The sequence below is a fragment of the Streptomyces sp. NPDC058375 genome, assembly GCF_042723425.1.
Lineage (GTDB): Bacteria > Actinomycetota > Actinomycetes > Streptomycetales > Streptomycetaceae > Streptomyces > Streptomyces durocortorensis.
On the sequence record NZ_JBHXJG010000031.1, the window covers coordinates 18,104 to 43,220 of the forward strand.

Below are 25,117 nucleotides of genomic sequence, written 5' to 3' on the forward strand. Positions count from 1 at the left end.
CTAACCGTACGAAGGGGAAGCCGTGCCCGCCCGGCGATTCCGAGGCGAGCAGTTGGCGGGAGGGCGCGGGCCTACGCCGTGGTGCGGGCTTGGTCGAGCTCGGCCTGGAGGAGGTTCTTGACCTCGTCGAGGCGGGACCGCCCGATGCCGAGTCCCTTGGCGTGGACGGCCGCCTCGATGTGGCGGCGAGAGATTTGGCCGCCACGTCCAGTGGGGGCCGCACGTTCGATCTCCACTGCCTGCTCGAAGGTGGCGCTCGGTCGGCCGCGACGTTTGCCACGTGGCTTGGTGTGCTGAGACACGGACACCGCAGGGGCCTTGGCCACATCGGCGTCGGGCACCGGGGCCGGTGTGGGGGTTACCCCGTCTTCGGGAGAGGTGGCTCCGTCGTTGTGTGGTTCGGGGCGGGGCTCCTTTCGCGTGGGTCGGCGTTGGACGAGGAGGTAGAGGTGGACGGCTCCGGCCAGGGCGAGCGGGGCGATGGCTGAGATGGCCCCGACGGTGAGGTCGTCGAGAGCGAGTGCGCTGCGCCGGTTCTGCTGGTTGAGGCGGATGGCGTGCAGGACGTTGGCCCAGATGCTTGTGGCGGTGGCGATGCCGACCAGTGCCGAGACGTAGAGGCGGGCGGACAAAGGCGCGGTCCGTAGGACGAGCAGGGAGCCGATCCCGATTGCGATAAACCCGTCGATGACGAGCGGGAAGGCGTAGGTGAGCGCGGGATGGATGTGGCTGGCGGCGGCCATCTGGCGCAAGGCGTCATAGGAAAGCGCGAACGCGGCCACAGCCAGCAGCGCGACACCGGTGCGGATGGCAGGTGCCAAGGGCGGCAGCGCGGTCGACGGTCCTGCGGCGAGGGTGAGCGAAGGCAAGGGGGGAGTGCTCCAGTAGGTGCGAGGTTCGGCCCGGGGGGCGCGGGGGACCCGTCACGACATGTCGCATGCCTGGTCAGGGCAGATGCGGGTGCGGCGGTGACATCGAGACGACTCGTCACCGGATCTCGACCTGTCACCGCTTTGACCTGCGCGGCGACGAGTCGTGACGGGTCGTACAGGGTCAGGCCCCGGTCGCGGCATCGGGTGCGGGCTCGGGGCAGTAGCGGGCCCAGGCGTCGGCGAAGTGCCGACGGGTGTAGCCCCGAGCCTGGACGTTGCCGTGGAAGCGCTTGGGGGCAGAGCTGATGCCGTACTCGTTGAGCAGGATCTGCAGGCCCCGTGGAGTGAGGCCGTTGGCGGTGTACTCCGGCCAGGGGGTCTCGGCGTCCTGGTTGAGGATGTCCAGGAGCCGACTGGTGCGCAGCGCTGGTGGGTTGCCCTCGGAGGCGAAGGCGCGGCGGACGTCGGCCAGGAGGCGGATGCCCAGGCTGCTCCGGTCCTGGTCCTGTTCGGCCTCGTGCTTTGCCATGACCCGGCAAGCATTGCGGGCGAGGGAAGGCCACGTCCCGCCGGCGAGGTCGGCGACTGCGACCAGTGGCTGCCAGGTGTCGGCTGCCCGGTCTTCGACCGGCATGGAGGGTGTCAGTTCCATTGCGCTGGCGTGGAGCGGGCCCAGCCATGTGGCGAGTCGCTCGCGCAGGGCGTGGAGGGGCGGGGTGTCGCGGAAGGTACGGAATTCGGCGACCTTCTCGCCCGGCATGCGGCGCCGCATGCGGATCACGACCGAGCGGTCCATGATCGTGTCAGGCAGGTCTCCGATTCCGGCGAGGGCTGCCATGGCGAAGGTGGGGAACTTCGACACCTCGTGGTTGGGTCCTGAGACCCGCAGGGTCGGGCGGTTGCGCTGGTGACCGGCGTTGAGCAGGCCGCGCATCTCCTCGTTCTTCTCCGCGACCTTTGCAGACCCGAAGAGGGTGTCGGCCTCGTCGACCAGCAGGGTGGGCGGGGTGTCGGTGATCGATCGGAACACTGCGGCGGCCGAGGCGTTGACCGTGATGAGCGGATCGTGGACGCTCTCGGTGATCACGTCCAGGAGCCGTGACTTACCGCACCGCTTCGCAGGCCCCACCACCGCCAAACGCGGCGCGTGCTGCCATGCGGTCTGCAGGTGCGTCGCCGCAACCCACAAAGTCACCGCCACTGATGCCTCCTCGCTCGGCATCACCACGTACCGCAGGATCTGCTCCCGCAGCGACGTGAGGACTTCTTCGCCTTCGGAGGCGGAGGCGAGGTGGTGCTGTTCGGAGGAGGGCCCGTCCTCGTCGGGACGGGGGCGGCCGGGTACGGCCACGGGCGGCCAAGCGGCTGCGCCGACGGGAAGAGATGGCGTGCTCGGGGCGGGATCGTCCATACTGGACATGTAGCTCCTCTACTTGCAGGCCAATGGGACGGCAATCCCGGCTTGCAGGTCAGTCGTTCAGGGATGGGCGGCATGAGGTTTGCGCGCTGAGCCCCTCGGTGTTGGGTCACCGGGGGGCTTTTTGTGCTTCTGGGCAGGTCAAGCGCGCGCCAGCGGTCCGATGCGGTCTGCTGGGGAGTTTCAACTGTACCACCACCTCTGCGAATCGCATAGCGTTTTGCGATCAGCAGAAGCGATGCTAGCGTTATGGCATGCGCCGAAGTGGCGGTGAACGCGGAGAGTGAGAGGAGGCGGCGATGTCGGATGACGAAGAGGGCTCCGAGGGGGTGCTCCTCAGTGGCGAAGAGAACGCCACCGTGCGGATCAAGCTGGAGCGGGAGAAGCGCGGCTGGAGCACCACGACGCTGTCCGACCACATGAACGAGGCCGGCTTCGACATGAACCCGTCCGCGGTGTGGCGTATCGAGAACCGCAAGCGCCGCATCAACCTCGACGAGGCCATCGGCTTCGCCGAGGTCTTCGGCGTCCCGCTCAGCAACTTCGTCGGGCCGCCCAGCCTGGCGACCATGGGCCGCGCCATGGAGCTGATCGACAACGTCGTCGCCACCTATCGGGCCTCCAACCGCGCCAACCACGAGGCACGGAGAGCCCGCGACCAGCTCGATGCCTACCTCGCCGACCACCCGGACATCCGTGAGGAAGCCGACGTGATGGTCTCCAACGCCATCGCGACCGAGCTGATCAAGGTCAACGAGGAGTACGGTCCCGCTTCCGACGCGTAGCGAACCAATCCAGCCGCCGCAGTGGGAACGCAAACCCCCGCTGCGGACGCATCACCCGTCCCATCCCTGAACGACACCAGGCCAGCCCAGGGTTGCCGCCCTGCCCGCCGGCCAGAACCGGAGCACCAACCTTGCGCCCTTCGGCGATACCGCACGTCCCTGCTCAGCGCACCCTCCAGTCAGAGGAGGTGACCACCACCGACCCTCTCCTCACCGTGGAGCAGGCTGCCCACCGCCTCGGCACCGGCGTGCGCTTCATCCGGCGACTCGTCCAGGAGCGCCGTATCCGCTACGTCAAGCTCGGTAAGCCCGTGCGGATACCCGAGAGCGCCATCGCCGCCTACATCGAGGAGCGCACCGTGCCGACTCTCCGCGATGAGCGTTCCCGCTACGGGAAGGCCGCCTGATGGCCGCTCGCAAGCCGCAGAGGCGGCGTGAATTCGGCACGGTCCGCCAACTGCCTTCGGGACGCTGGCAGACACGCTACTGGGCCCCGGACGGCAGCCGCCGTACCGCCCCGGAGACCTTCTCGACGCGCACCGACGCCCAGACCTGGCTCACGCTCACCCAGGCCGACATCGAGCGCAAGCACTGGGTCGACCCGGACGCCGGGGCGGTCAACTTCGCTGCCTACGCGGTTCAGTGGGTCGAGGAGCGCGGCCTCTCGGCCACCACGGAGGAGCTGTATCGCAGGCTCCTGCGGTTGCACCTGCTGCCCACGTTCGCCTCGGTGAACCTGGACGACATCACACCGCCCGGTGTGCGTACCTGGCGGGCCGAGCGGCTGGAGGCAACCGGTGCGACGACCGTCGCCAAGTCGTACCGCCTCCTCAAGGCCATCATGGAGACGGCCACCGATGACGAGCTGATCCGCCGCAACCCCTGCCGGATCAGGGGCGCCGGCAGCGAGAGGGCCAAGGAACGCCCTACCGCCACCGTCGAACAGGTCGACGCGCTCGCGGATGCCATGGGCCCCAGGTGGCGGCTGATGGTCTACTTCGGAGCCTACGGGCCGATGCGGCCGGAGGAGCAGGCGGCACTGCGGCGGCCCGACGTCACGCTCGAACCGCTCGCGGCCAGGATCAGCGACGCCGCGCCGGAGCTGACCACAGGCCGCCGGGTCGAGGGCGACACGAAGTCGACCGCCGGACGCCGAACCGTCTTCCTCCCGGCCTTCTTGCACATCGAGGTGAAACGCCACCTGGACTGGTATGCGGAGAAGGAGCCCAACGGCCTCCTGTTCGTCGGCGAGCGGGGCGCGCCATTCCGGCGGTCCACCTTCGGCCGCAAGTGGCGCAGGGCCCGCGCCAAGGTGGGCCTGCCGGAGGACTTCCGCTTCTACGACCTCCGCCACACCGGCCACACCTTGTCCACCCAGTCGGGGGCCACGCTCAAGGACACGATGGTCCGCGCCGGCCAGTCCTCGGAGAAGGCGGCGCTGATCTACCAGCACTCCGACGGGGAGCGGCAGCGGGAGGTGGCGGAGGGCATCAATGACCTGGTCCGTGCCCAACGGGTCAAGGCAGCGAAGGTCGTTGAGTCGCAGAGCGCTCGCGAAGCGTAACGAGCAGACCGGCTCGGGGCTGTCCGAACACAGCCCCGGGCTCGATACGTGGCGGAGTCCGGCCGACGTGCCGCGTGCTTCGGCAGTGGCGCGCGGATACGACTCCGGGATGGCCATCTTCGCTCTTGCTGTCAGACGTTGCATCTACGCTGCCTCTCACCGAGGACACAGGGGGAACGGTGAGTGGTGCAGGATCGCCGCAGCGACGGCATCCAATACAGGGACTGCACAATCGGCAGGTTGAGAAACATGTGGGGCGGGCGGAAAAGGCTGCTGCTGATCTGGGTGTCGCCTTCGATACGCACAGCGTCCGTAAGGCACTCGCATTTCGATGGGCCCCCTATCTGCTGAGACTGCGGCGAGTGCTGATCTTCTTCGTGGTTCTGGGCGTTACGGCCGTTGTTACCTACCGCCCGGCTTGTCGACCTGGCGGGATCCTCGATGTTGGTCCCGCGTCTTGCGGGTCCTACTCTGCTTACGTTCTCGGACCTGGGGGCGACCCGCGGGCGACTGCGGTCTTCGTCTGCGTCTCGATGGTCCTCGTTTTTGTGTGGTCGATATGGCGCGCGGAGCACATCGCGCGCTGCTACGAGCCGCTCTACCCACTCCTCAGCTTGCTCTCGGCCAGTGGGGATCTGGTCGGTATGGCGGAAAGCCATTACACAGATGCAGGGCGACTCCGTAAGAAGGTCTGGAGAGTCGGTCTCCCTCTGCGGGAGGTCGCTGGAGATGCTGCATCTGCGTTCGGGGTTAGCCGGGCAATCCGAAAGGAACTCGTGAGCCACGTAAGGCTGGTGGAGACGACGTTTACGCAGGCGGCGGACGAACTTCTGCGAGATCGCGAGGGCGCGGCGCGGAAGCTTGGTCTGCTTGCCGCGACTGCCGCGAGCAGCATCGCCGTCGATCGCTTTCAGGAAATCCTCCCGGAGGCATTGCTCCCGAGCGAGGAATCTGGAGAGGGCTCTTTGGCACCTGACCGGGTGGACGGCCTCCGCTTGGCGAAGGCGTGCACGTGGTCGATACTCTGCGTAACGCTCTTCTCGCTGCTCCTCGCGGGGCTAGGTGTGCCGGCGGAGCTGATGGTGCCATTGGCGATACTGGCCTTCCCTGTGGCCGTATACGTGCTCTTGGCGGCGCGGCATGGGCTCAACGAGGCGTCACGTCTGACGCGAAGCATCAGCACGTTCTTCTCCTCTGGACCTCCGGTCTGACGCTGGATGCTCATACACGGCTGTGCGAACTGCTGACCATGTCGAGTGGAGAGTTCCTACTTGACCGCCCGAGCGGTGACCCAGGTCACAAGGGGTGCGTCTCGTTATTCGAGATGCCCGGACCGGTGTTCCCTTGAGTGGGTCGCGAACGGATCGCGAAACAGCGACCCATGGCGACTTAGGGCACGTGGAGGGCACGGAGCCCTCTGGGCGGTCTAGACAACAAACAAGGCCCCGGTCGCTGACCAGGGCCTTCATCATGGAGCGGGTGACGAGAATCGAACTCGCGCTCTGAGCTTGGGAAGCTCATGTTCTACCATTAAACTACACCCGCGAAGCATGCCGATCACCGGCGCTGCATCGTTCCACACTGTACCCCATGTCAGGCCCCCGGCGGATGCGCCGTGGGGCCTTCGTGTCGTGTGGCCCCGGGGGGAGGGGAGGGTGGACGGGGGTGTGATGCGCGGGAGTTGGGGGCGTAGCGTGGGTGGTCGGAGTGCCGCGTGGAGTGGCGTCCTGTTCATCCCCTAATGTGGCTTTCTCGTCCATATGTGGTTGGGGAAGGGACTTGATGGAGTCGATGGAGCGCACCGTCGTCCGCTGTGCCGAAGGGCATGTTTTCGCTACCTCGTCGTTCCCGATGCAGCAGCTCGGGGCCGACCGGATCGGGCCCGGGCGGTTGATCCGGTGTCCGCGGTGTGCCCGGTTGCGGCAGGCCGTGCCGGTGGCGTTCGAGAAGCGGTAGAGCAGGGTCTGGCAGAGCGGTAGGCAGTCGGGGCGGAAGGTGTCCGGCAGGCGCGCGGGTGGTCCGGTTGGGGCGGGCTCGCGCGTTCTGCGTATCCTCGGGACGTGCTTCTCTCAGACAAGGACATCCGGGCCGAGATCGACGCCGGCCGAGTCCGTATTGACCCGTACGACCCTTCGATGGTGCAGCCGTCGAGCATCGACGTGCGGCTGGACCGCTACTTCCGGGTGTTCGAGAACCACCGGTACCCGCACATCGATCCTGCGGTGGAACAGCCCGATCTGACGCGGACCGTGGAGCCCGAGGGCGATGAGGCCTTCATCCTCCACCCGGGGGAGTTCGTGCTGGCGTCCACGTACGAGGTGATCTCGCTCCCCGACGACCTGGCCTCGCGGCTGGAGGGCAAGAGTTCGCTCGGGCGGCTCGGTCTGGTGACGCACTCGACGGCCGGGTTCATCGACCCCGGGTTCTCCGGGCACGTGACCCTGGAGCTCTCGAACCTCGCCACGCTGCCGATAAAGCTGTGGCCGGGCATGAAGATCGGGCAGCTGTGCCTGTTCAAGCTGACCTCGTCCTCCGAGTTCCCGTACGGCTCCGAGCGGTACGAGTCGCGGTACCAGGGGCAGCGGGGGCCGACGGCCTCGCGGTCGTTCCAGAACTTCCATCGGACCCAGGTGTGATTGATCATGGCTAGTGACGTGCGGGAAAACCTGACCTACGAGGGCTTCGGACGGGCCGTGCGCGAGCTGGCGCAGGCCGTCGCCGACGACGGGTACGAGCCCGATGTGGTGCTGAGCATCGCCCGGGGCGGGGTGTTCGTCGCCGGCGGGCTCGCCTACGCCCTCGACTGCAAGAACATCCACCTGGTCAATGTGGAGTTCTATACCGGGGTCGGGACCACCCTGGAGATGCCCGTCATGCTGGCGCCCGTCCCCAACGCGATCGACTTCTCCGACAAGAAGGTTCTGATCGCTGATGATGTCGCTGATACCGGTAAGACGCTCAAGCTCGTCCACGACTTCTGCGTCGACCATGTCGCCGAAGTGCGCAGCGCCGTCATCTACGAGAAGTCCCACTCCCTCGTGAAGTGCGAGTACGTGTGGAAGAAGACCGATCAGTGGATCAACTTCCCGTGGAGTGTGGAGAAGCCCGTCGTGCGGCGGGACGGGCAGGTTCTCGACGCGTAGGCCCTCGTAGCCGCACGTGCCCCCTGTACGTGAGAAGGTCCCCGGAGCGTGGTGCCTGCTCCGGGGACCTTCTTCGTACGTTCCTCAGATCGTGCCCAGCTTGATGATCGACAGCAGCGCGATCAGCTGGATCGCCGACGCTCCCAGCGCCTTCGGCCACGGCAGGTCGTGCGACTTGCTGACCATCGACGTGAACAGCGCACCGGCCGCCAGCCAGGTCAGCCAGCCCACGATCTGGACCAGGGAGTTCTCGCCGCCCAGGAAGAGCGCGAAGAGCAGGCGCGGGGCGTCCGTCATCGACATGATCAGCATCGACAGGCCCACCGTCGGCTGCCACGAGCCCGTGCCGCCGAGCTGGCGGGCCAGGGTGTGGGTCACCGCGCCGAGGACCAGGCCGCCGATGACGAAGCCGACGCCGGTGAACAGGACGTACGGGATGGCCGTCGAGATCGTCGCGTTGATCGCTTCTTCGCGCGCCTGGTCGAAGCCGAACAGCGCGAGCAGGCCGTAGAGGAACGTGACGACCAGCGCCGGGCCCCAGACCGGGTAGTCCCGCATCTGCCAGAACGTCGGCCCCGGGCGCATCACGATGCCGCTCAGCAGCTCCTTCCAGCGCAGGCGTGGGCCCGCGGGCTGGGCGGGGGCGGAACCGGCGCGGTAGGTGTTGCCGTCGCCGTACGGGTCCTCGTCGACGCGGAAGGCCTGCGTGTGGCCCGGGTTGTTGGCGTACGGGTCGTGCGGCGCGGGGTCCGCGTACGGGTCGCCGAAATACTCCGGCTCGCCGTGGCCGCCGCCTCCGTGGCCGTGGTGGCCGCCCTGTCCGTGTCCGCCGTGCCCGCCGTGTCCGTGTCCGCCGTGCCCGCCGTGTCCGTGTCCGCCCTGGCCCTGGTAGCCGCCGTTGTTGTACGGGGTTCCCTGCGGGGGTCCGTACGGCGGTGGGGCCGCGCCGTTGCCGGGGCCTCCTGCCGTCGGCCACGGCTGAGCACCGTACGGCGGCTGTGGTGCCTGCCCTCCGTACGGCTGCTGCCGCTGCTGCTGCGGTTGTTGCGGGGTGCGGTTGTCCCGGCCGCGTCCGATCCTGAATCCAGCCACCCGTCGAACGTACCTGGTCCTCGGGGGCGGGGAGCGGGGGCCGGGGGAACCCGGGCGCCATTGCGGCCGAGCTGTGACATCCCCTAGGGGCCGCACCCCGGGCCCCCGGAGGGGGAGTTCAGGGGAGGAACAGCGCCGTGGAGAAGGTGACGAGGGGCTCCTTCGTGTTACCCGCCGGGTAGAGCGCGATCAGGTCCTGCCGCTCGCCCCGGTACGTCCGCACCACCGTGTCCGGCTTCTTGTCGCCGTCGTAGTCGCCGTGGTTCAGGAGAGCGGTACGGGTGGCGCCCGTCGCGTTCAGCGGGGCGGTGGGGAGCTCCTCCGCCGCGAACGCGTACGCGCTGCCCGGACCCGCCGGGCCCTTCGCGGAGCCGAGGAGGAGGGTGCCCTTGCCCGCCTGGCCGGGGGCGTGCGGGCGGGCGGCGGCGACGAGGTCGTCGTAACCGTCGCCGTCGGTGTCGGAGCGGGGTTCGGGGGCGTAGAGGTACGGGCCGCCGTCGGGCAGCAGTTCCGCGCTGCGCGGGGCCCCGGTGCGGGTGAAGGGGCCGTGCAGGAAGGTGACCTGGCCGGCGCTGGCGGTGACCGCGAGGTCGGCCTTCTTGTCGCCGTCGAAGTCGCCGCAGACCGGCTGCTCGGGCCATTCGTTGCCGAACCGGGCCTGCTGCGGGATGCGTACGGTGACCGCCTTGCCCGTCAGGCCCTGCGGGGAACCGTAGAGGATCTGGAGGGGGACGGGCGGGGCGCCGATGCCGTTGTACGGGGGGTCGGTGGAGACGATCAGGTCGGTGAAGCCGTCCCGGTCCAGGTCGCAGGCGGCCTCGGCGTCGAACGCGGCCGGCAGGGTGTCGCCGGACTTCGCCGCGTTCGCGCGGGCGCTCAGCAGTTGCCGGGTGGCCGGGTCCAGGGGGCGGCCGCGGTCCTCGGAGCCGTACACGATGCCGATGCCCGCGTCGTCGCCGTGGCTGTCCTCGGGGGCCTTCACCAGGTCGTCGATGACCAGGTCGCGGTGGCCGTCGCCGTTGAAGTCGTACGGGACGCGGCTGCCGGTGCCGCGGGGGACGGGGGCGCTCGCCGTCTCCGCCTGGGCCCGTGCCCGCGCCGGGGGCGGGGTGTCGCCGTTCTTGCCGTCGGACGCGGAGGACGGGCCCGTGCAGGCCGTGAGCGCCAGCAGCAGGGCCGTACAGCCCACGGCGAGGGCGGCCGTCACCCTGCTGGTGACCGCTGCCTGCGGGTGCTCGGTGCGGGTGCGTGGGCGCACGGGGGCCTCGTTCGGTGTTCGGTGACCTCTACCTCCCCCGTCGATGCCGGGGAGGTGTTCCGGGAGCCCGGGTGGGCTTCTCCGGGGCACATGATGCTCCAGTTACGTCGTCGCGTACATGTCCGAGTTCACAGTTCCTCTGCGGCGGTCGTCACGTCGGCCTCCGGCCACCGCGAGGTTCCGGGCACGAAAAAGCGGCCGGTCCTGCCCCCGAGGCAGGTCCGGCCGCTCATCGCGCTGATGCGTTACGTCACTTTGCCGGTTCCGGCTCCGGTGCGTCCACCTGCTCCGGCTCACCGGTCGGGTCGACGGGCGCCTTCACGGACTCCAGGAGGAGCTGCGAGACGTCCACGACCTGGATGGACTCCTTGGCCTGGCCGTCGTTCTTCTTGCCGTTGACCGAGTCGGTCAGCATGACGAGGCAGAACGGGCAGGCGGTGGAGACGATGTCCGGGTTGAGGGCGAGGGCCTCGTCGACGCGCTCGTTGTTGACGCGCTTGCCGATCCGCTCCTCCATCCACATCCGGGCACCACCGGCGCCGCAGCAGAAGCCGCGCTCCTTGTGGCGGTGCATCTCCTCGTTCCGCAGACCCGGGACCTTCGCGATGATCTCGCGCGGCGGGGTGTAGATCTTGTTGTGACGGCCCAGGTAGCACGGGTCGTGGTACGTGATCAGGCCCTCGACCGGGGTCACCGGGATCAGCTTGCCCTCGTCGATGAGGTGCTGGAGCAGCTGGGTGTGGTGGATGACCTCGTACTCGCCGCCGAGCTGCGGGTACTCGTTCGCGATCGTGTTGAAGCAGTGCGGACAGGTCGCGACGATCTTCTTCGACGACTTGGGCTTCTTCGTCGTCGTGTCTTCATCGTCCTCGCCGTACGCCATGTTCAGCATGGCCACGTTCTCCTGGCCGAGCTGCTGGAACAGCGGCTCGTTGCCCAGGCGGCGGGCGGAGTCACCCGTGCACTTCTCGTCGCCGCCCATGATCGCGAACTTGACGCCCGCGATGTGCAGCAGCTCCGCGAAGGCCTTGGTGGTCTTCTTGGCCCGGTCCTCCAGGGCGCCGGCGCAGCCGACCCAGTAGAGGTAGTCGACCTCGGTGAGGTCCTCGACGTCCTTCCCGACGATCGGGACCTCGAAGTCGACCTCCTTGGTCCACTCGACGCGCGCCTTCTTGGCCAGCCCCCAGGGGTTGCCCTTCTTCTCCAGGTTCTTGAGCATCGTGCCCGCCTCGGACGGGAATGCGGACTCGATCATCACCTGGTAGCGGCGCATGTCGACGATGTGGTCGATGTGCTCGATGTCGACCGGGCACTGCTCCACGCACGCACCGCAGGTGGTGCAGGACCAGAGCACGTCCGGGTCGATGACGCCGTTCTCCTCGGCGGTGCCGATCAGCGGGCGCTCGGCCTCGGCGAGGGCGGCCGCGGGAACGTCCTTGAGCTGCTCCTCGGTGGCCTTCTCGTTGCCCTCCATGTCCTTGCCGCCGCCGGCCAGGAGGTACGGCGCCTTGGCGTGCGCGTGGTCGCGCAGCGACATGATCAGGAGCTTCGGCGAGAGCGGCTTGCCGGTGTTCCACGCGGGGCACTGCGACTGGCAGCGGCCGCATTCGGTGCAGGTGGAGAAGTCGAGGATGCCCTTCCAGGAGAACTGCTCGACCTGGGAGACGCCGAAGGTGTCGTCCTCGCCCGGGTCCTCGAAGTCGATCTCCTTGCCGCCCGACGTCATCGGCTGGAGCGCGCCGAGCGCGACCTCGCCGTCGGCGTTCCGCTTGAACCAGATGTTCGGGAAGCCGAGGAAACGGTGCCAGGCGACGCCCATGTTGGTGTTCAGCCCGACCGTGATCGCCCAGATCATCGTCGTACCGAGCTTGATCATGGCGAACAGGTAGACCAGGTTCTGCAGCGTCTCGACGCTCAGCCCCTCGAAGGCCATGACCAGGGGGTACGAGGCGAAGTACGCGGGGCCGTAGCCGTCCACGTGGTGGAGCGCGCCCTCCAGGCCGCGGAGCACCATGATCGCGGCGCCGATGATCAGGATGATCGCCTCGACGAAGTACGCCTGGCCCATCTTGGAGCCGGTGAACCGCGACTTGCGGCCCGCCCGCGAGGGCAGGTTCAGCTGGCGGATCGCGATCAGGACGAGGATGCCGAGGGTCGTGCCGAGCGCGATGAACTCGATGTAGACCTCGTACGGCAGGAAGGTGCCGATGTACGGGAGCACCCAGTCGGCCTTGAACAACTGGCCGTACGCCGTGACGATCGTCAGGCCCAGGGTCAGGAAGCCGACCGCGACGAACCAGTGGGCGACGCCCACGATTCCCCAGCGGTTCATGCGGGTGTGGCCGACGAACTCCTTGATCAAGGTGATCGTCCGCTGCTTGGGGTCGTCGGTGCGGCTGCCTGCCGGTACCGCCTGTCCGAGGCGGACGAAGCGGTAGATCTGCGCGACGGCTCGGGCGACGAGCGCAACGCCGACAACCGTCAGCACCAGCGACACGATGATCGCGGCGAGTTGCATGAGTAGGGCTCCTCGGGCCTGCGAGAGCGGGATCCAGTTGAGTACGTGATACTGCCCGCTACTACTAAGCAGTAACTTAATTAGTCTGTGCTGACACTATCCACTTAGTCCACCCTGCTGCAGTCGGGCGGGCGGTGATCTGCGTCGCTCAGGTGTGCCTTGGTCGTGCCTCGACGAGGCGGGCCTTCCGGAGCGCCGTCCGCAAGCAGTCGCGTACGGCTTCCGTCAGAATCGCCAGGTCGAGCACCACTCCATGGTGCTCTGCGTAGTGCTGGTCCAGCAGGGCGGGGTCGTCCCACGGCATGCCGGAGCGGGCGCGTACCTGGGCCAGTCCGGTCAGTCCCGGCCGCAGTTCCTGCCGCCACTGCCGGGCGCCGGGCCCGGTGGCCCGCGGGTCGCCCGGGGCCAGAGGGGCGGGTCCGACCAGGGACAGGTCGCCCCGGACGACGTGGGGGAGCCGGGAGAGTACGTCCAGGCGGAAGCGTCGCGTGCGCAGGGTGCGCAGCTCGAAGACCCGGCCGCCCAGGCCGGTCCGGGGCCGGCGGTCCCAGGCGCCGCCCGGGGTGCGCCTCGCGGTCAGGGTGAGGGCGGCCGCGGCTACGGCGGGGGCGGTCAGGAGCAGCAGGGCGGTGCCGAGGGTCAGGTCGAGGACCCGTTCGGCCGGTGTGCGCGGGGCGAAGCGGTCCGCGAGCCGCCCGGCCCGGTCGGTGAGGTCGGCCAGGCGTGCGGCGGGGCGCGAGGGGAAGTGGCCCCTGGCTGTGCCGGTGGGTGTTCTGTACGGGTGTGTTCTGTACGGGTGCGGGTGCGGGTGCGGGTGCGGGTACGGGTGCGCGGGCGGGGCCGATGCGTGCGCGGGTGGCGGGTACGGCTCCGGGCTGCGCGATTCCGTCGCGTACCGCTCCGGGCTGCGCGATTCCGTCGCGTACCGCTCCGGGCTGCGCGATTGCGTCGCGTACCGCTCCGGGCTCCTGTCCGGCTCCGAGCGGGGCTGTGGGGGCTGTGGGGGCTGGGGCTGCTGGGGCGGCCGGGTTTGTTGTGGCTGCCGGTTCCTCTGGCTCTTCCGGTTCTTCTTGTTCTTCTGCCGTACGCGCGGCTTCCTCGCGTTCTGCATCGCGCCCGCCCGGGGTTCGAGGTTCGATGGTGTGACGATCCACGGTGAAACCTGCCGGTCGGTGACGGTTGTGGCCGTCTCACGGCATTTCGTGACAGAACGATCCCACGGTGAGACGGTGGGCCGGGTGGTGCGCGCGGGGTGTGGCGTGCGCGGGTGGGGGCGTGTGGTGGTGGAGGCGGCCGGGCGGGGCCGAGTGTGCCCCGTGTGAGCACATAAGTTGAGCGTAAGAGACTCAGGTCTGTTGACGCGGGGACCGGCGTCATGCATTCTTGAGTCAGATCCACTCAAGTAGTCAGTTGTTGGAGGAATTGAAATGGCACGTGCGGTCGGCATCGACCTGGGCACGACTAACTCCGTCGTCAGCGTTCTCGAAGGCGGCGAGCCCACCGTCATCACCAACGCCGAAGGCGCCAGGACCACGCCGTCCGTCGTCGCCTTCGCCAAGAACGGCGAGGTGCTCGTCGGCGAGGTCGCGAAGCGCCAGGCGGTCACCAACGTCGACAGGACCATCCGCTCCGTCAAGCGCCACATGGGCACTGACTGGAAGATCGACCTGGACGGCAAGAGCTTCAACCCGCAGCAGATGAGCGCCTTCATCCTGCAGAAGCTGAAGCGCGACGCCGAGTCGTACCTGGGCGAGAAGGTGACCGACGCGGTCATCACCGTCCCGGCGTACTTCAACGACTCCGAGCGTCAGGCGACCAAGGAGGCCGGTGAGATCGCGGGCCTCAACGTCCTGCGCATCGTCAACGAGCCGACCGCCGCCGCCCTGGCGTACGGCCTCGACAAGGACGACCAGACGATCCTCGTCTTCGACCTCGGTGGCGGCACCTTCGACGTGTCCCTCCTGGAGATCGGCGACGGCGTCGTCGAGGTGAAGGCCACCAACGGTGACAACCACCTCGGTGGTGACGACTGGGACCAGCGCGTCGTCGACTACCTGGTGAAGCAGTTCGCCAACGGGCACGGCGTGGACCTGTCCAAGGACAAGATGGCTCTCCAGCGTCTCCGCGAGGCCGCGGAGAAGGCGAAGATCGAGCTCTCGTCCTCGACCGAGACCACGATCAACCTGCCCTACATCACGGCGTCCGCCGAGGGCCCGCTGCACCTGGACGAGAAGCTCACGCGCTCGCAGTTCCAGCAGCTGACCTCGGACCTCCTGGACCGCTGCAAGACCCCGTTCCACAACGTCATCAAGGACGCGGGCATCCAGCTCTCCGAGATCGACCACGTCGTTCTCGTCGGTGGCTCCACCCGTATGCCCGCCGTCGCCGAGCTCGTCAAGGAGCTGACCGGCGGCCAGGAGGCCAACAAGGGTGTGAACCCGGACGAGGTCGTCGCCATCGGCGCCTCGCTCCAGGCCGGTGTCCTCAAGGGCGAGGTCAAGGACGTCCTGCTCCTCGACGTCACCCCGCTGTCCCTCGGCATCGAGACCAAGGGAGGGATCATGACCAAGCTCATCGAGCGCAACACCACGATCCCGACCAAGCGCTCCGAGATCTTCACGACGGCCGAGGACAACCAGCCGTCCGTCCAGATCCAGGTCTACCAGGGCGAGCGCGAGATCGCGGCGTACAACAAGAAGCTCGGGATGTTCGAGCTGACCGGTCTGCCGCCGGCCCCGCGCGGTGTGCCGCAGATCGAGGTCGCCTTCGACATCGACGCCAACGGCATCATGCACGTCGCCGCCAAGGACCTCGGCACCGGCAAGGAGCAGAAGATGACCGTCACCGGCGGCTCCTCGCTGCCGAAGGACGAGGTCAACCGGATGCGCGAAGAGGCCGAGAAGTACGCGGAGGAGGACCACGCCCGCCGCGAGGCCGCCGAGTCGCGCAACCAGGGCGAGCAGCTCGTCTACCAGACGGAGAAGTTCCTCAAGGACAACGAGGACAAGGTTCCCGCCGACGTCAAGACGGAGGTGGAGACCGCGGTCGAGGAGCTGAAGGAGAAGCTCAAGGGCGAGGACTCCGCCGAGATCCGTACGGCCACCGAGAAGGTCGCCGCCGTCTCCCAGAAGCTGGGCCAGGCGATGTACGCCAACGCCCAGGCCGAGGGTGCGACCCCGGGCGCCGAGGCCCCGGGCGACGGGCAGGCCAAGGCCGATGACGATGTCGTCGACGCCGAGATCGTGGACGACGAGAAGGACGCCAAGGGCGGTGCGGCGTGACCGAGGAGACTCCGGGCTTCGAGGAGAAGCCCGACGTCCCCTCCGGCGCCACCCCTGATGACGCCGAGCCGAAGGCTGCCGACTCCTCCGAGGAGGAGGAGGCGGCCCCGGCCGGGGACCTCGACCCGACCGTCGGTCTGACCGCACAGCTGGACCAGGTACGCACCGCGCTCGGCGAGCGCACCGCGGACCTCCAGCGGCTCCAGGCCGAGTACCAGAACTACCGTCGCCGCGTCGAGCGGGACCGGGTCACGGTCAAGGAGATCGCCGTCGCGAACCTCCTGTCCGAGCTCCTGCCCGTGCTCGACGACGTCGGCCGCGCCCGGGAACACGGCGAGCTGGTCGGCGGCTTCAAGTCGGTGGCCGAATCGCTGGAGACCACCGTCGCGAAGCTGGGCCTCCAGCAGTTCGGCAAGGAGGGCGAGCCCTTCGACCCGACGATCCACGAGGCCCTGATGCACAGCTACGCGCCGGACGTCACCGAGACGACCTGCGTGGCGATCCTTCAGCCGGGGTATCGCATCGGCGAGCGCACCATCCGCCCCGCGCGGGTGGCCGTCGCCGAGCCGCAGCCGGGCGCCACGCCCGCCGCGGCGAAGGAAGAGAAGAAGGCAGACGACGAGGAGAGCGGTGGCACCGAGGAGGTCTGACGTCGACCCGTCTGATCACCGCGGTGCACACCGACCGGCCCGGCGGCCGGCCCACGGGCCGGCCGCTCGGCCGATCGTCCGGAAGGAGGGACGTCGATGAGCACGAAGGACTTCGTCGAGAAGGACTACTACAAGGTCCTCGGCGTCCCCAAGGACGCCACCGACGCCGAGGTCAAGAAGGCGTACCGGAAGCTCGCCCGCGAGTTCCACCCGGACGCCAACAAGAACGACGCCAAGGCGGAGGAGCGCTTCAAGGAGATCTCCGAGGCGAACGACGTCCTCGGTGACCCCAAGAAGCGCAAGGAGTACGACGAGGCACGCGCCCTCTTCGGCAACGGCGGCTTCCGGGCCGGTCCCGGTGGTGCGGGCGGCAACTTCAACTTCGACCTGGGCGACCTCTTCGGCGGGGGAGCCCCGGGCGGCGGACAGGGCGGTGCGGGCGGCGGCTTCGGCGGCGGGGGCGGTCTCGGCGACGTCTTCGGCGGGCTGTTCAACCGCGGCGGCACGGGCACCCGGGTCCAGCCGCGGCGCGGCCAGGACATCGAGTCCGAGGTGACGCTCAGCTTCACCGAGGCGGTCGACGGGGCCACGGTCCCGCTGCGGATGTCCAGCCAGGCGCCCTGCAAGGCGTGTTCCGGCACCGGCGACAAGAACGGCACCCCCCGGGTCTGCCCGACCTGTGTCGGCACCGGCCAGGTCTCGCGCGGCAGCGGCGGCGGCTTCTCGCTCACCGACCCCTGCGTCGACTGCAAGGGCCGGGGCCTCATCGCCCAGGACCCCTGCGACGTCTGCAAGGGCAGCGGCCGGGCGAAGTCGGCGCGCACCATGCAGGTGCGGATCCCGGCGGGCGTCTCCGACGGCCAGCGGATCCGGCTGCGCGGCAAGGGAGGTGCGGGGGAGCGCGGCGGTCCGGCCGGCGATCTGTACGTCGTCGTCCACGTCGACGCTCACCCGGTCTTCGGCCGCAAGGGCGACAACCTCACGGTCACCGTGCCCGTCACGTATCCCGAGGCGACGCTCGGCGGCGACATCAAGGTCCCGACCCTCGGCGGCCCCCCGGTCACCCTGAAGCTTCCCGCCGGCACCCCCAACGGGCGTACGATGCGCGCCCGGGGCAAGGGCGCGGTGCGCAAGGACGGCACCCGCGGCGACCTGCTGGTCACCGTGGAGGTCGCGGTCCCCAGGGACCTGGGCCAGGAGGCCAGGGACGCCCTGGAGGCCTACCGGAAGGCGACCGCGGACGAGGACCCGCGGGCGGAACTGTTCCAGGCGGCGAAGGGAGCTTGAGATGGACGGCCGTCGACGCAATCCGTACCAGCTGACCGACGAGACCCCGGTGTACGTGATCTCGATCGCGGCCCAGCTCTCGGGCCTGCACCCGCAGACGCTGCGCCAGTACGACCGTCTCGGCCTGGTCTCCCCGGACCGTACGGCCGGGCGCGGCCGGCGCTACTCGGCCCGCGACATCGAGCTGCTGCGCACCGTGCAGCAGCTGTCGCAGGACGAGGGCATCAACCTCGCGGGCATCAAGCGGATCATCGAGCTGGAGAACCAGGTGACCGCGCTCCAGCAGCGCGTCGCCGAGCTCTCGGCGGCGGTGGACGGCGCGGCGGTCGCCATGCAGCAGCGCGAGGCCCAGGTGCACGCCTCGTACCGGCGGGACCTGGTGCCGTATCAGGACGTGCAGCAGACCAGCGCGCTGGTGGTCTGGCGGCCGAAGCCGAAGCGGCCGACGGAGTAGGGCCTGTCCGTCCGGTGCGCCTGTGCGTGCGCCCGTGCGAAGGGGCCGGGAGAGCGGCGGTTGAACGCCCTCCCGGCCCCTTTCGCGTGTCCGGGGGCATGGGTGGGCCCTACGGCAGGAACTCGCTGATCGTCTCGACCGCCATCATCCACATGGGCTGCCCGCCGGTGCCGAACGCGGCGGCCAGGGCGTAGCCGATCGCCGCGTCGGCCGGCTCGACGACGGCCCCGTCCCGCCACTCGGCGAGCACCCGCCGGTCGCCGGCCGAGGAGAAGTCCCCGATGCGCTTGCCGTTCCGGGTCAGCCGGCTGCTCGGGATCGAGTCGGGCACGAGCCGGTAGGACGTACCCGCGTGGCGGACGTCGACCCGGTAGGAGCGGCGGCGGAGCTTCCCCTTGCCGGGCGCGATCGTCGCTTCCCGGCCGTCCACGGTGAGGGTGAGGTGTCGGCGGTCGCGGGTGCCGATGGCGATGTGGTCGTCGACCGTCGCGCCGGGGGCGCGGGTGAGGACGACGCGGGGGATCCGCTCGCCGCTCACGACGATCATCTCGCCGTGCTCACCGGTGAGTTCGACCAGGATGTCCCCGTGGTGGTCGTCCTCGACGGGGGCGGGCAGGGGGGCGGTGTCGGTCATCTGGGCTTCGTGGTCCTTCTGTCGTGCGGAGAGTGTTCGCCAGGTCGGTCAGGACTGACGTACGGGATTCTCGCAGGACGCGGGGGAGGGGGGGCGAAGCCCGGTGGTCTCGGCGCGGGCGATGCGGCCGTTGCGGAGCGCCGTCTCGTAGAGCTGGACGGCGGGCGGGCACAATTCTCTGTTCCCGTGCGCATGGGCCCGTTTCGCCCCTCCGTATGCATTTTTGACCCCCCATCATTTGCAGTGCAACAAGATGACGGTGGTCAAAGCCTAAGGGGCGCGAAAGGCTCGGGGCATGGGGAGTCGGGGCACTTCCTCGATGGTTCCGGGGCGCGGCTGCCCTCTCCCCCTGGCGCGGCCGTGCCCCGGTGCGAGAGGGGGCGCAAGGGTCAGGAGCTCTGGTCCAGGATTCCCGAACGGGCGATCAGATAGCCGAGTTGGGCGCGACTGCTGCTTCCCAGGGCGGCGGAGAGTTTGGCCACGTGTGCACGGCAGGTCCGGACGTTCATGCCGAGTCGGCGGGCGATGGAATCGTCGACGTGCCCCTCGACGAGCAGTTGGGCGATGGAACGCTGAACGCCACTGATTCCCTGGGGCATCGGGTCGTACTTGACCTCTTCGAGGAGCGGCGCTGCACGGGTCCAGAGTTGCTCGAAGACCTTCACAAGATATTCGACGAGGCCGGGGTGGCGCAGTTCGAGAGCGACTTGGCGGTCGTCCTGGGCCGGGATGAAGGCAACCGTGCGGTCGAAGACGATCAGGCGCTCTATGAGTTCTTCGAGCGTCCGGATCTCCACGTTGTCGTTGGCGATGCGCTCGGCGTAGGCCAGGGTGCTGGGGCTGTGGCGCACCGTGTGCTGGTAGAGGGTGCGGATGCGCACCCCGCGGTGGACGACGGACAGCCCGCGCTCCAGGGACTTGCTGAGCTGGTCCTCGTTCCGTCCGCCGCCCGGCTGGACGGTGAGCACCTCGGCCCGGCATTCCGTGGTCGCGAGATCGAGGGCAGCGTTGATCCGGTTGACGCCCTCCAGCACGGTGATGGCATGCGTTGTGGGCGGGCCCTGGGCGCTGATGTCCATAAAAGGCTCGAAGGACTCGGTCAGTTCCACCGAATGCCGTCGGCGTTCCTGGATCTCGCGTTCTATGGGGTGCAGGTGCTGGGCCAGCGCCGCTGACGGCGGCACCGGCCGGAGCCAGCCCGGGTCGTCCGGGTCCGGATGGAGCAGCGCGAATTCCATCAGGCACGGAGCGGGTGCCAGCTCGGATCGGGCGATGCGGCCGGACCGGAGCGCGGTGGCGTAAAGACGCCCCCCTGCTTCGCATAGTTCGGTGATCCCGTGAGGATGTGTCGTCTTTATGTGGCTTGTGGTCATATCTCCACCCCCCAGGTTCCTGAACATTCAGGAACATGATGCATCGACCCGGTGGTGTTCGTGTGCCCAGGTGGGACATCGTCTTAGGTGCGGGGGAGAAGAATCCACAAGTGAGGACGAAGCCGACTATGTACAAGCGAATGCTTCGCTCGGCGCTTGCCGCCTCGTTCGTCGCGGCCCTTGGACTCGGGCTGACGGGCGTCGGCGTCATGGGCGGCAGCGGCGAGCAGAAGGCTGTTCAGGCTGCAGCGCCCGGTGACATCGGCTGGGTCGCGCCCGCCGCGGTCCCGGGTGACATCGGCTGGGTCGCGCCCGCCGCGGTCCCAGGGGACATCGGCTGGGTCGCTCCGGCCCGTACGGTCGCATGACCACCCCGCCGGACGACCGCACCTTCCGGCGCGAGATGGCAACCGCCTATCGCTCAGGGTGGCATTTCATCGATCTGCTCACGGCACTCCCCCGCCGTGGCGACTCGTTGATGGTCACCCTGTTCGGAGAGCCGATCGTCGTGGTGATGGAAGAGGACGAGGACGTCCGCGCCTATCGCTGCCTCCGCCGGCCCCGCGGTGCGCCGCAGCCGGTCCGCTGTGCTGTCAGGTACGGCATGATCTTCGTCAATCTCGACCAGCGGGACCACGAGCTGTTCGACGCAGAACCCCTTTCCGCCACCCCCCGCAGTGCCTGAGCGATTCCCCCGTCGTCACCCATCGCTCCGGCGCTTCCCCCACACAGCGGCGCCACCGTGACCTGAACACGGTGGCGCCGTTGTGCTGTCCCCGGGCTGCCCAAGGCGGAGAGGTCAGGCCTTGCCGAGTGCCCGGTCGAGGGTGATCTCGATGACGACCCGCGTCGGATTGATCCGCGGCGGGCGGCCGTAGCGCTCCTCGTGGCGGGCCTCCGCGTCCTTGACGGTCTCCGGCTCGGTGCGGATGACCGCGCGGCCCTCCAGGGTCGCCCAGCGGGCCCGGTCGATCTGGCAGACCGCCACGCGCGCCCCGTCGGGGCCGGCCGCGCGGATGTGGGCGACCTTGCGGCTGCCGCCGTCGGTGATCACCCGTGCCACGCCGGCCTCCGGGTCGTACGTCACGCAGACCGGCACCACGTGCGGCGTGCCGTCCGGGCGGGGGGTCGTCAGGGTGGAGAGGTGGCTCTCGCGCCAGAACGCGACGTATTCGGGGGAGGGATTGCGTACGTCTGCCATGGGGGCAGCGTACGAGCACCCCGGCCACGGGCGGCGTGCGAGCACCCCCGGCAGGGTGCTCCGAGGATCCCGCAGCCCGGCAGGGTGCTCCGGGGGCCCCGCGGCCAGGGCGCTTCGAGGGCCCCGCCACGCGTGCGCGCAGCGCCTTGAGTGGAGTAGACTCAACTTTGTACACGTTGTTTGAGTCAATACAGGACGTACGCACGCAGGCACGACCCACCAGCTGCGAGGAGGAGTAACCACACGTGGACGCCGAGCTGACCAACAAGAGCCGGGACGCCATCAACGCGGCCACCAGCAGGGCCGTGAAGGACGGGCACCCCGACCTGACCCCGGGACACCTGCTGCTCGCGCTGCTGGAGGGGCAGGACAACGAGAACGTGACCGACCTCCTCGCCGCTGTCGAGGCCGACCAGGCGCTGGTGCGCGGCGAGACCGAGCGGCTGCTCGGCGGGCTGCCCAGCGTCACCGGGTCCACCGTCGCCCCGCCGCAGCCCAACCGCGAGATGCTCGCCGTCATCCAGGACGCCGCGCAGCGGGCCAAGGAGCTCGGCGACGACTACATCTCCACCGAGCACCTGCTCATCGGCATCGCCGCGAAGGGCGGGCGCGCCGGTGAGATCCTCGACGGGCAGGGCGCCGGTGCCAAGGAGCTGCTGGCCGCATTCGAGACGAGCAGGGGAGGGCGCCGGGTGACCACACCCGACCCGGAGGGCCAGTACAAGGCCCTGGAGAAGTTCGGCACCGACTTCACGGCCGCCGCGCGCGAGGGCAAGCTGGACCCGGTCATCGGCCGCGACCAGGAGATCCGCCGCGTCGTGCAGGTGCTGTCGCGCCGGACGAAGAACAACCCCGTCCTCATCGGCGAGCCCGGCGTCGGTAAGACCGCCGTCGTCGAGGGGCTCGCCCAGCGCATCGTCAAGGGCGACGTTCCGGAGAGCCTCAAGGACAAGCGGCTCGTGTCGCTGGACCTCGGCGCGATGGTCGCGGGCGCGAAGTACCGCGGTGAGTTCGAGGAGCGCCTGAAGACCGTCCTCTCCGAGATCAAGGAGAGCGACGGCCGGATCATCACGTTCATCGACGAGCTGCACACCGTCGTCGGCGCGGGCGCCGGCGGCGACTCCGCCATGGACGCCGGCAACATGCTCAAGCCGATGCTGGCCCGCGGCGAGCTGCGCATGGTCGGCGCGACCACGCTCGACGAGTACCGCGAGCGGATCGAGAAGGACCCCGCCCTGGAGCGCCGCTTCCAGCAGGTGCTGGTCGCCGAGCCGTCCGTCGAGGACACCATCGCGATCCTGCGCGGGCTCAAGGGCCGTTACGAGGCCCACCACAAGGTGCAGATCGCGGACTCGGCGCTGGTGGCCGCCGCCACCCTCTCCGACCGCTACATCACCTCCCGCTTCCTCCCCGACAAGGCCATCGACCTGGTCGACGAGGCGGCGTCGAGGCTGCGGATGGAGATCGACTCCTCGCCGCTGGAGATCGACGAACTCCAGCGCTCCGTCGACCGGTTGCGCATGGAGGAGCTGGCCCTCAAGAACGAGTCCGACCCCGCCTCCAAGCAGCGCCTGGAGAAGCTGCGCCGCGATCTCGCCGACAAGGAGGAGGAGCTGCGCGGCCTCAACGCCCGCTGGGAGAAGGAGAAGCAGGGGCTCAACCGGGTCGGTGAGCTGAAGGAGCGCCTCGACGAACTGCGCGGCCAGGCCGAACGGGCACAGCGCGACGGCGACTTCGACGCCGCCTCCAAGCTGCTGTACGGAGAGATCCCCGGCCTGGAGCGGGAGCTGGAGGAGGCCGCCGAGGCCGAGCAGGAAGCCTCGAAGGACAAGGACACCATGGTCAAGGAGGAGGTCGGGCCGGACGACATCGCGGACGTCGTCGGCGCCTGGACCGGCATCCCGGCCGGGCGGCTGCTGGAGGGCGAAACCCAGAAGCTGCTGCGGATGGAGTCCGAGCTGGGCAAGCGGCTGATCGGGCAGACCGAGGCCGTGCAGGCCGTCTCCGACGCCGTACGTCGTACGCGCGCCGGGATCGCTGATCCCGACCGGCCCACCGGGTCGTTCCTCTTCCTCGGGCCCACCGGCGTCGGCAAGACCGAGCTGGCCAAGGCGCTCGCGGACTTCCTGTTCGACGACGAGCGGGCCATGATCCGCATCGACATGAGCGAGTACGGCGAAAAGCACAGCGTCGCCCGGCTCGTCGGGGCCCCGCCCGGTTACGTCGGGTACGAGGAGGGCGGCCAGCTCACCGAGGCCGTCCGCCGGCGCCCGTACAGCGTCGTGCTCCTGGACGAGGTGGAGAAGGCCCACCCCGAGGTCTTCGACATCCTGCTCCAGGTCCTCGACGACGGCCGGCTCACCGACGGGCAGGGCCGCACGGTCGACTTCCGCAACACCATCCTCGTCCTCACCTCCAACCTCGGCTCCCAGTTCCTGATGGACCCCCTGGTCAAGCCCGAGGTGAAGAAGCAGCAGGTGCTGGAGGTGGTGCGGGCTTCCTTCAAGCCGGAGTTCATCAACCGGCTCGACGACCTCGTGGTCTTCTCGGCCCTCTCCGGTGACGAGCTGGCCCATATCGCCGGGCTCCAGATCGACCGGCTCGCGGCCCGGCTGGCCGAGCGGCGGCTCACCCTCGACGTCACTCCCGAGGCGCTGGCCTGGCTCGCCCAGGAGGGCAACGACCCGGCCTACGGGGCGCGGCCGCTGCGCCGGCTCATCCAGACGGCGATCGGCGACCGGCTCGCCAAGGAGATCCTGTCCGGCGAGGTCCGCGACGGTGACACCGTACGGGTGGACCGGGCCGAGGACGGACTGATCGTCGGCCCCGCCTCGTAACCTGCGGTCACGGACCGTCGCAGTCTGTGGGCGAACGCCCGGCGGATCCCGTCTCCACACGCTGTCTGTCAGCTTGTGGCTGATCGGGGCCGCCGGGGCTTGCCATGCCCCGCCCGCCATGGGAGAGGATGGCCGCAACCGCACGAAGGGAAATAACGGTGAGCATCGATCCGTCCTCGATTCCTAATTTCGGGGGCCAGCCCGAACCGCAGGCGGCAGGACCGGAGGGCCCCGTCGTCCCTGACCAGGACCTCGTCAAGCAGCTCCTCGACCAGATGGAGCTGAAGTACGTCGTCGACGACGAGGGCGACCTCGCGGCGCCGTGGGAAGAGTTCCGGACGTACTTCATGTTCCGCGGCGAGGCGGAGCAGCAGGTCTTCTCGGTCCGTACGTTCTACGACCGCCCGCACGACCTGGACCAGCGTCCCGTCCTGCTGGACGCCATCGACGACTGGAACCGCCGCACCCTGTGGCCCAAGGTCTACACCCACGCCCACGAGGGCGAGGAGGGCGAGACGGGCTCCGTCCGGCTGATCGGTGAGGCGCAGATGCTCATCGGCACCGGCGTCAGCCTGGAGCACTTCGTCTCCTCGACGGTGAGCTGGGTGCGCGCCTCGATCGAGTTCGACAAGTGGCTCGTCGAGCGGCTCGGCATCCAGCCCGCCGAGGGCAAGACGGAGGACGGCGAGGAGCCTGCGGGCGCCTGACCACGCTTCGTCACGGCAACGGCCCGGGCAGCGGTCATCACGAC

General features: G+C 69.1%; 23 protein-coding genes and 1 tRNA gene. 14 read left to right on the forward strand and 10 right to left on the reverse strand.

Annotation, left to right across the window (positions count from 1 at the left end):
• Positions 1-71: 71 nt before the first annotated feature.
• Positions 72-869, reverse strand: coding sequence for a DUF2637 domain-containing protein (locus ACFWM7_RS08040; protein ID WP_383256448.1), 798 nt, complete (start codon positions 867-869; stop codon positions 72-74).
• Between the two features lie 184 nt (positions 870-1,053).
• Positions 1,054-2,283 carry a DUF3631 domain-containing protein gene (locus ACFWM7_RS08045; RefSeq protein ID WP_383256501.1) on the reverse strand — a complete coding sequence of 410 codons (1,230 nt, stop codon included), beginning with the start codon at positions 2,281-2,283 and terminating at the stop codon, positions 1,054-1,056.
• A gap of 305 nt (positions 2,284-2,588) precedes the next feature.
• Between ACFWM7_RS08045 and ACFWM7_RS08050 the strand changes: the two genes are divergently transcribed.
• From ACFWM7_RS08050 to ACFWM7_RS08065, 4 genes are all read left to right on the forward strand, one after another.
• Positions 2,589-3,074, forward strand: a complete 486-nt coding sequence (locus tag ACFWM7_RS08050) for a helix-turn-helix transcriptional regulator (RefSeq protein WP_032782050.1) — start codon at positions 2,589-2,591, stop codon at positions 3,072-3,074.
• Positions 3,075-3,262: 188 nt separating this feature from the next.
• The gene (locus tag ACFWM7_RS08055) at positions 3,263-3,481 is read left to right on the forward strand and encodes a helix-turn-helix domain-containing protein (protein WP_070204304.1); all 219 of its coding nucleotides are present in this window, start codon (positions 3,263-3,265) and stop codon (positions 3,479-3,481) included.
• Entirely contained in the window at positions 3,481-4,638 is a 1,158-nt protein-coding gene (locus ACFWM7_RS08060) for a tyrosine-type recombinase/integrase (protein WP_383256453.1), read from the forward strand. Before ACFWM7_RS08055 ends, ACFWM7_RS08060 begins: the two co-directional genes overlap by 1 nt.
• 362 nt (positions 4,639-5,000) lie before the next feature.
• A complete protein-coding gene (locus ACFWM7_RS08065; RefSeq protein WP_383256456.1) occupies positions 5,001-5,849 on the forward strand; it encodes a hypothetical protein in 849 nt (282 codons plus the stop codon).
• A gap of 260 nt (positions 5,850-6,109) precedes the next feature.
• On the opposite strand, the gene ACFWM7_RS08070 is transcribed toward ACFWM7_RS08065, so the two are convergent.
• Positions 6,110-6,183: transfer RNA gene (locus ACFWM7_RS08070), tRNA-Gly, on the reverse strand.
• Positions 6,184-6,698: 515 nt separating this feature from the next.
• On the opposite strand from ACFWM7_RS08070, the gene dcd reads away from it, so the two are divergent.
• Together dcd and ACFWM7_RS08080 are read left to right on the forward strand one after the other, a co-directional pair.
• Positions 6,699-7,274: a dCTP deaminase gene (gene dcd / locus ACFWM7_RS08075; RefSeq protein ID WP_050358434.1), complete on the forward strand. Its 576-nt coding sequence runs from the start codon at positions 6,699-6,701 to the stop codon at positions 7,272-7,274.
• Between the two features lie 6 nt (positions 7,275-7,280).
• Entirely contained in the window at positions 7,281-7,781 is a 501-nt protein-coding gene (locus tag ACFWM7_RS08080; RefSeq protein WP_018514097.1) for a phosphoribosyltransferase, read from the forward strand.
• Positions 7,782-7,865: 84 nt separating this feature from the next.
• Here ACFWM7_RS08080 and ACFWM7_RS08085 read toward each other — a convergent pair whose 3' ends face one another.
• From ACFWM7_RS08085 to ACFWM7_RS08100, 4 genes are all read right to left on the reverse strand, one after another.
• Entirely contained in the window at positions 7,866-8,873 is a 1,008-nt protein-coding gene (locus ACFWM7_RS08085; RefSeq protein ID WP_383256459.1) for a Yip1 family protein, read from the reverse strand.
• 118 nt (positions 8,874-8,991) lie between these two features.
• Entirely contained in the window at positions 8,992-10,131 is a 1,140-nt protein-coding gene (locus ACFWM7_RS08090; RefSeq protein ID WP_383256462.1) for an FG-GAP repeat domain-containing protein, read from the reverse strand.
• 250 nt (positions 10,132-10,381) lie between these two features.
• Positions 10,382-12,649, reverse strand: a complete 2,268-nt coding sequence (locus ACFWM7_RS08095; protein WP_383256465.1) for a (Fe-S)-binding protein — start codon at positions 12,647-12,649, stop codon at positions 10,382-10,384.
• Positions 12,650-12,797: 148 nt separating this feature from the next.
• Entirely contained in the window at positions 12,798-13,760 is a 963-nt protein-coding gene (locus ACFWM7_RS08100; RefSeq protein ID WP_383256468.1) for a sugar transferase, read from the reverse strand.
• A 316-nt stretch (positions 13,761-14,076) separates the two neighbouring features.
• On the opposite strand from ACFWM7_RS08100, the gene dnaK reads away from it, so the two are divergent.
• The 4 genes from dnaK (at position 14,077) to ACFWM7_RS08120 (ending at position 18,321) form a co-directional block, all read left to right on the forward strand.
• A complete protein-coding gene (dnaK, locus tag ACFWM7_RS08105) occupies positions 14,077-15,930 on the forward strand; it encodes a molecular chaperone DnaK (protein ID WP_383256471.1) in 1,854 nt (617 codons plus the stop codon).
• Positions 15,927-16,580, forward strand: coding sequence for a nucleotide exchange factor GrpE (grpE, locus tag ACFWM7_RS08110; protein WP_205081236.1), 654 nt, complete (start codon positions 15,927-15,929; stop codon positions 16,578-16,580). The genes dnaK and grpE overlap by 4 nt, the downstream gene beginning before the upstream one ends.
• 96 nt (positions 16,581-16,676) lie before the next feature.
• Positions 16,677-17,867 carry a molecular chaperone DnaJ gene (gene dnaJ / locus ACFWM7_RS08115; RefSeq protein WP_383256475.1) on the forward strand — a complete coding sequence of 397 codons (1,191 nt, stop codon included), beginning with the start codon at positions 16,677-16,679 and terminating at the stop codon, positions 17,865-17,867.
• Between the two features lies 1 nt (position 17,868).
• Positions 17,869-18,321: a heat shock protein transcriptional repressor HspR gene (locus ACFWM7_RS08120; protein ID WP_205081238.1), complete on the forward strand. Its 453-nt coding sequence runs from the start codon at positions 17,869-17,871 to the stop codon at positions 18,319-18,321.
• A 109-nt stretch (positions 18,322-18,430) separates the two neighbouring features.
• On the opposite strand, the gene ACFWM7_RS08125 is transcribed toward ACFWM7_RS08120, so the two are convergent.
• Both ACFWM7_RS08125 and ACFWM7_RS08130 read right to left on the reverse strand, forming a co-directional pair.
• On the reverse strand, positions 18,431-18,955 hold the full coding sequence (locus ACFWM7_RS08125; RefSeq protein ID WP_383256479.1) for a hypothetical protein: 525 nt from the start codon (positions 18,953-18,955) through the stop codon (positions 18,431-18,433).
• A gap of 389 nt (positions 18,956-19,344) precedes the next feature.
• Positions 19,345-20,355 (reverse strand): helix-turn-helix transcriptional regulator, encoded by a 1,011-nt coding sequence (locus ACFWM7_RS08130; protein ID WP_383256481.1) that lies wholly within the window; start codon positions 20,353-20,355, stop codon positions 19,345-19,347.
• Between the two features lie 101 nt (positions 20,356-20,456).
• Between ACFWM7_RS08130 and ACFWM7_RS08135 the strand changes: the two genes are divergently transcribed.
• Both ACFWM7_RS08135 and ACFWM7_RS08140 read left to right on the forward strand, forming a co-directional pair.
• The gene (locus ACFWM7_RS08135) at positions 20,457-20,696 is read left to right on the forward strand and encodes a hypothetical protein (RefSeq protein WP_383256484.1); all 240 of its coding nucleotides are present in this window, start codon (positions 20,457-20,459) and stop codon (positions 20,694-20,696) included.
• Positions 20,693-21,013: a hypothetical protein gene (locus ACFWM7_RS08140; RefSeq protein ID WP_030588701.1), complete on the forward strand. Its 321-nt coding sequence runs from the start codon at positions 20,693-20,695 to the stop codon at positions 21,011-21,013. Before ACFWM7_RS08135 ends, ACFWM7_RS08140 begins: the two co-directional genes overlap by 4 nt.
• A 114-nt stretch (positions 21,014-21,127) precedes the next feature.
• Here the strand turns inward: ACFWM7_RS08140 and ACFWM7_RS08145 are convergent, their stop codons facing one another.
• Complete coding sequence (locus ACFWM7_RS08145; protein ID WP_010063192.1) at positions 21,128-21,529, reverse strand: pyridoxamine 5'-phosphate oxidase family protein; 402 nt, start codon at positions 21,527-21,529, stop codon at positions 21,128-21,130.
• Between the two features lie 245 nt (positions 21,530-21,774).
• Here ACFWM7_RS08145 and clpB point away from each other — a divergent pair, with 245 nt between their 5' ends.
• Both clpB and ACFWM7_RS08155 read left to right on the forward strand, forming a co-directional pair.
• A complete protein-coding gene (clpB, locus tag ACFWM7_RS08150; protein WP_383256489.1) occupies positions 21,775-24,366 on the forward strand; it encodes an ATP-dependent chaperone ClpB in 2,592 nt (863 codons plus the stop codon).
• A gap of 158 nt (positions 24,367-24,524) precedes the next feature.
• Positions 24,525-25,073, forward strand: coding sequence for a YbjN domain-containing protein (locus ACFWM7_RS08155; protein ID WP_383256491.1), 549 nt, complete (start codon positions 24,525-24,527; stop codon positions 25,071-25,073).
• Positions 25,074-25,117: the final 44 nt, after the last annotated feature.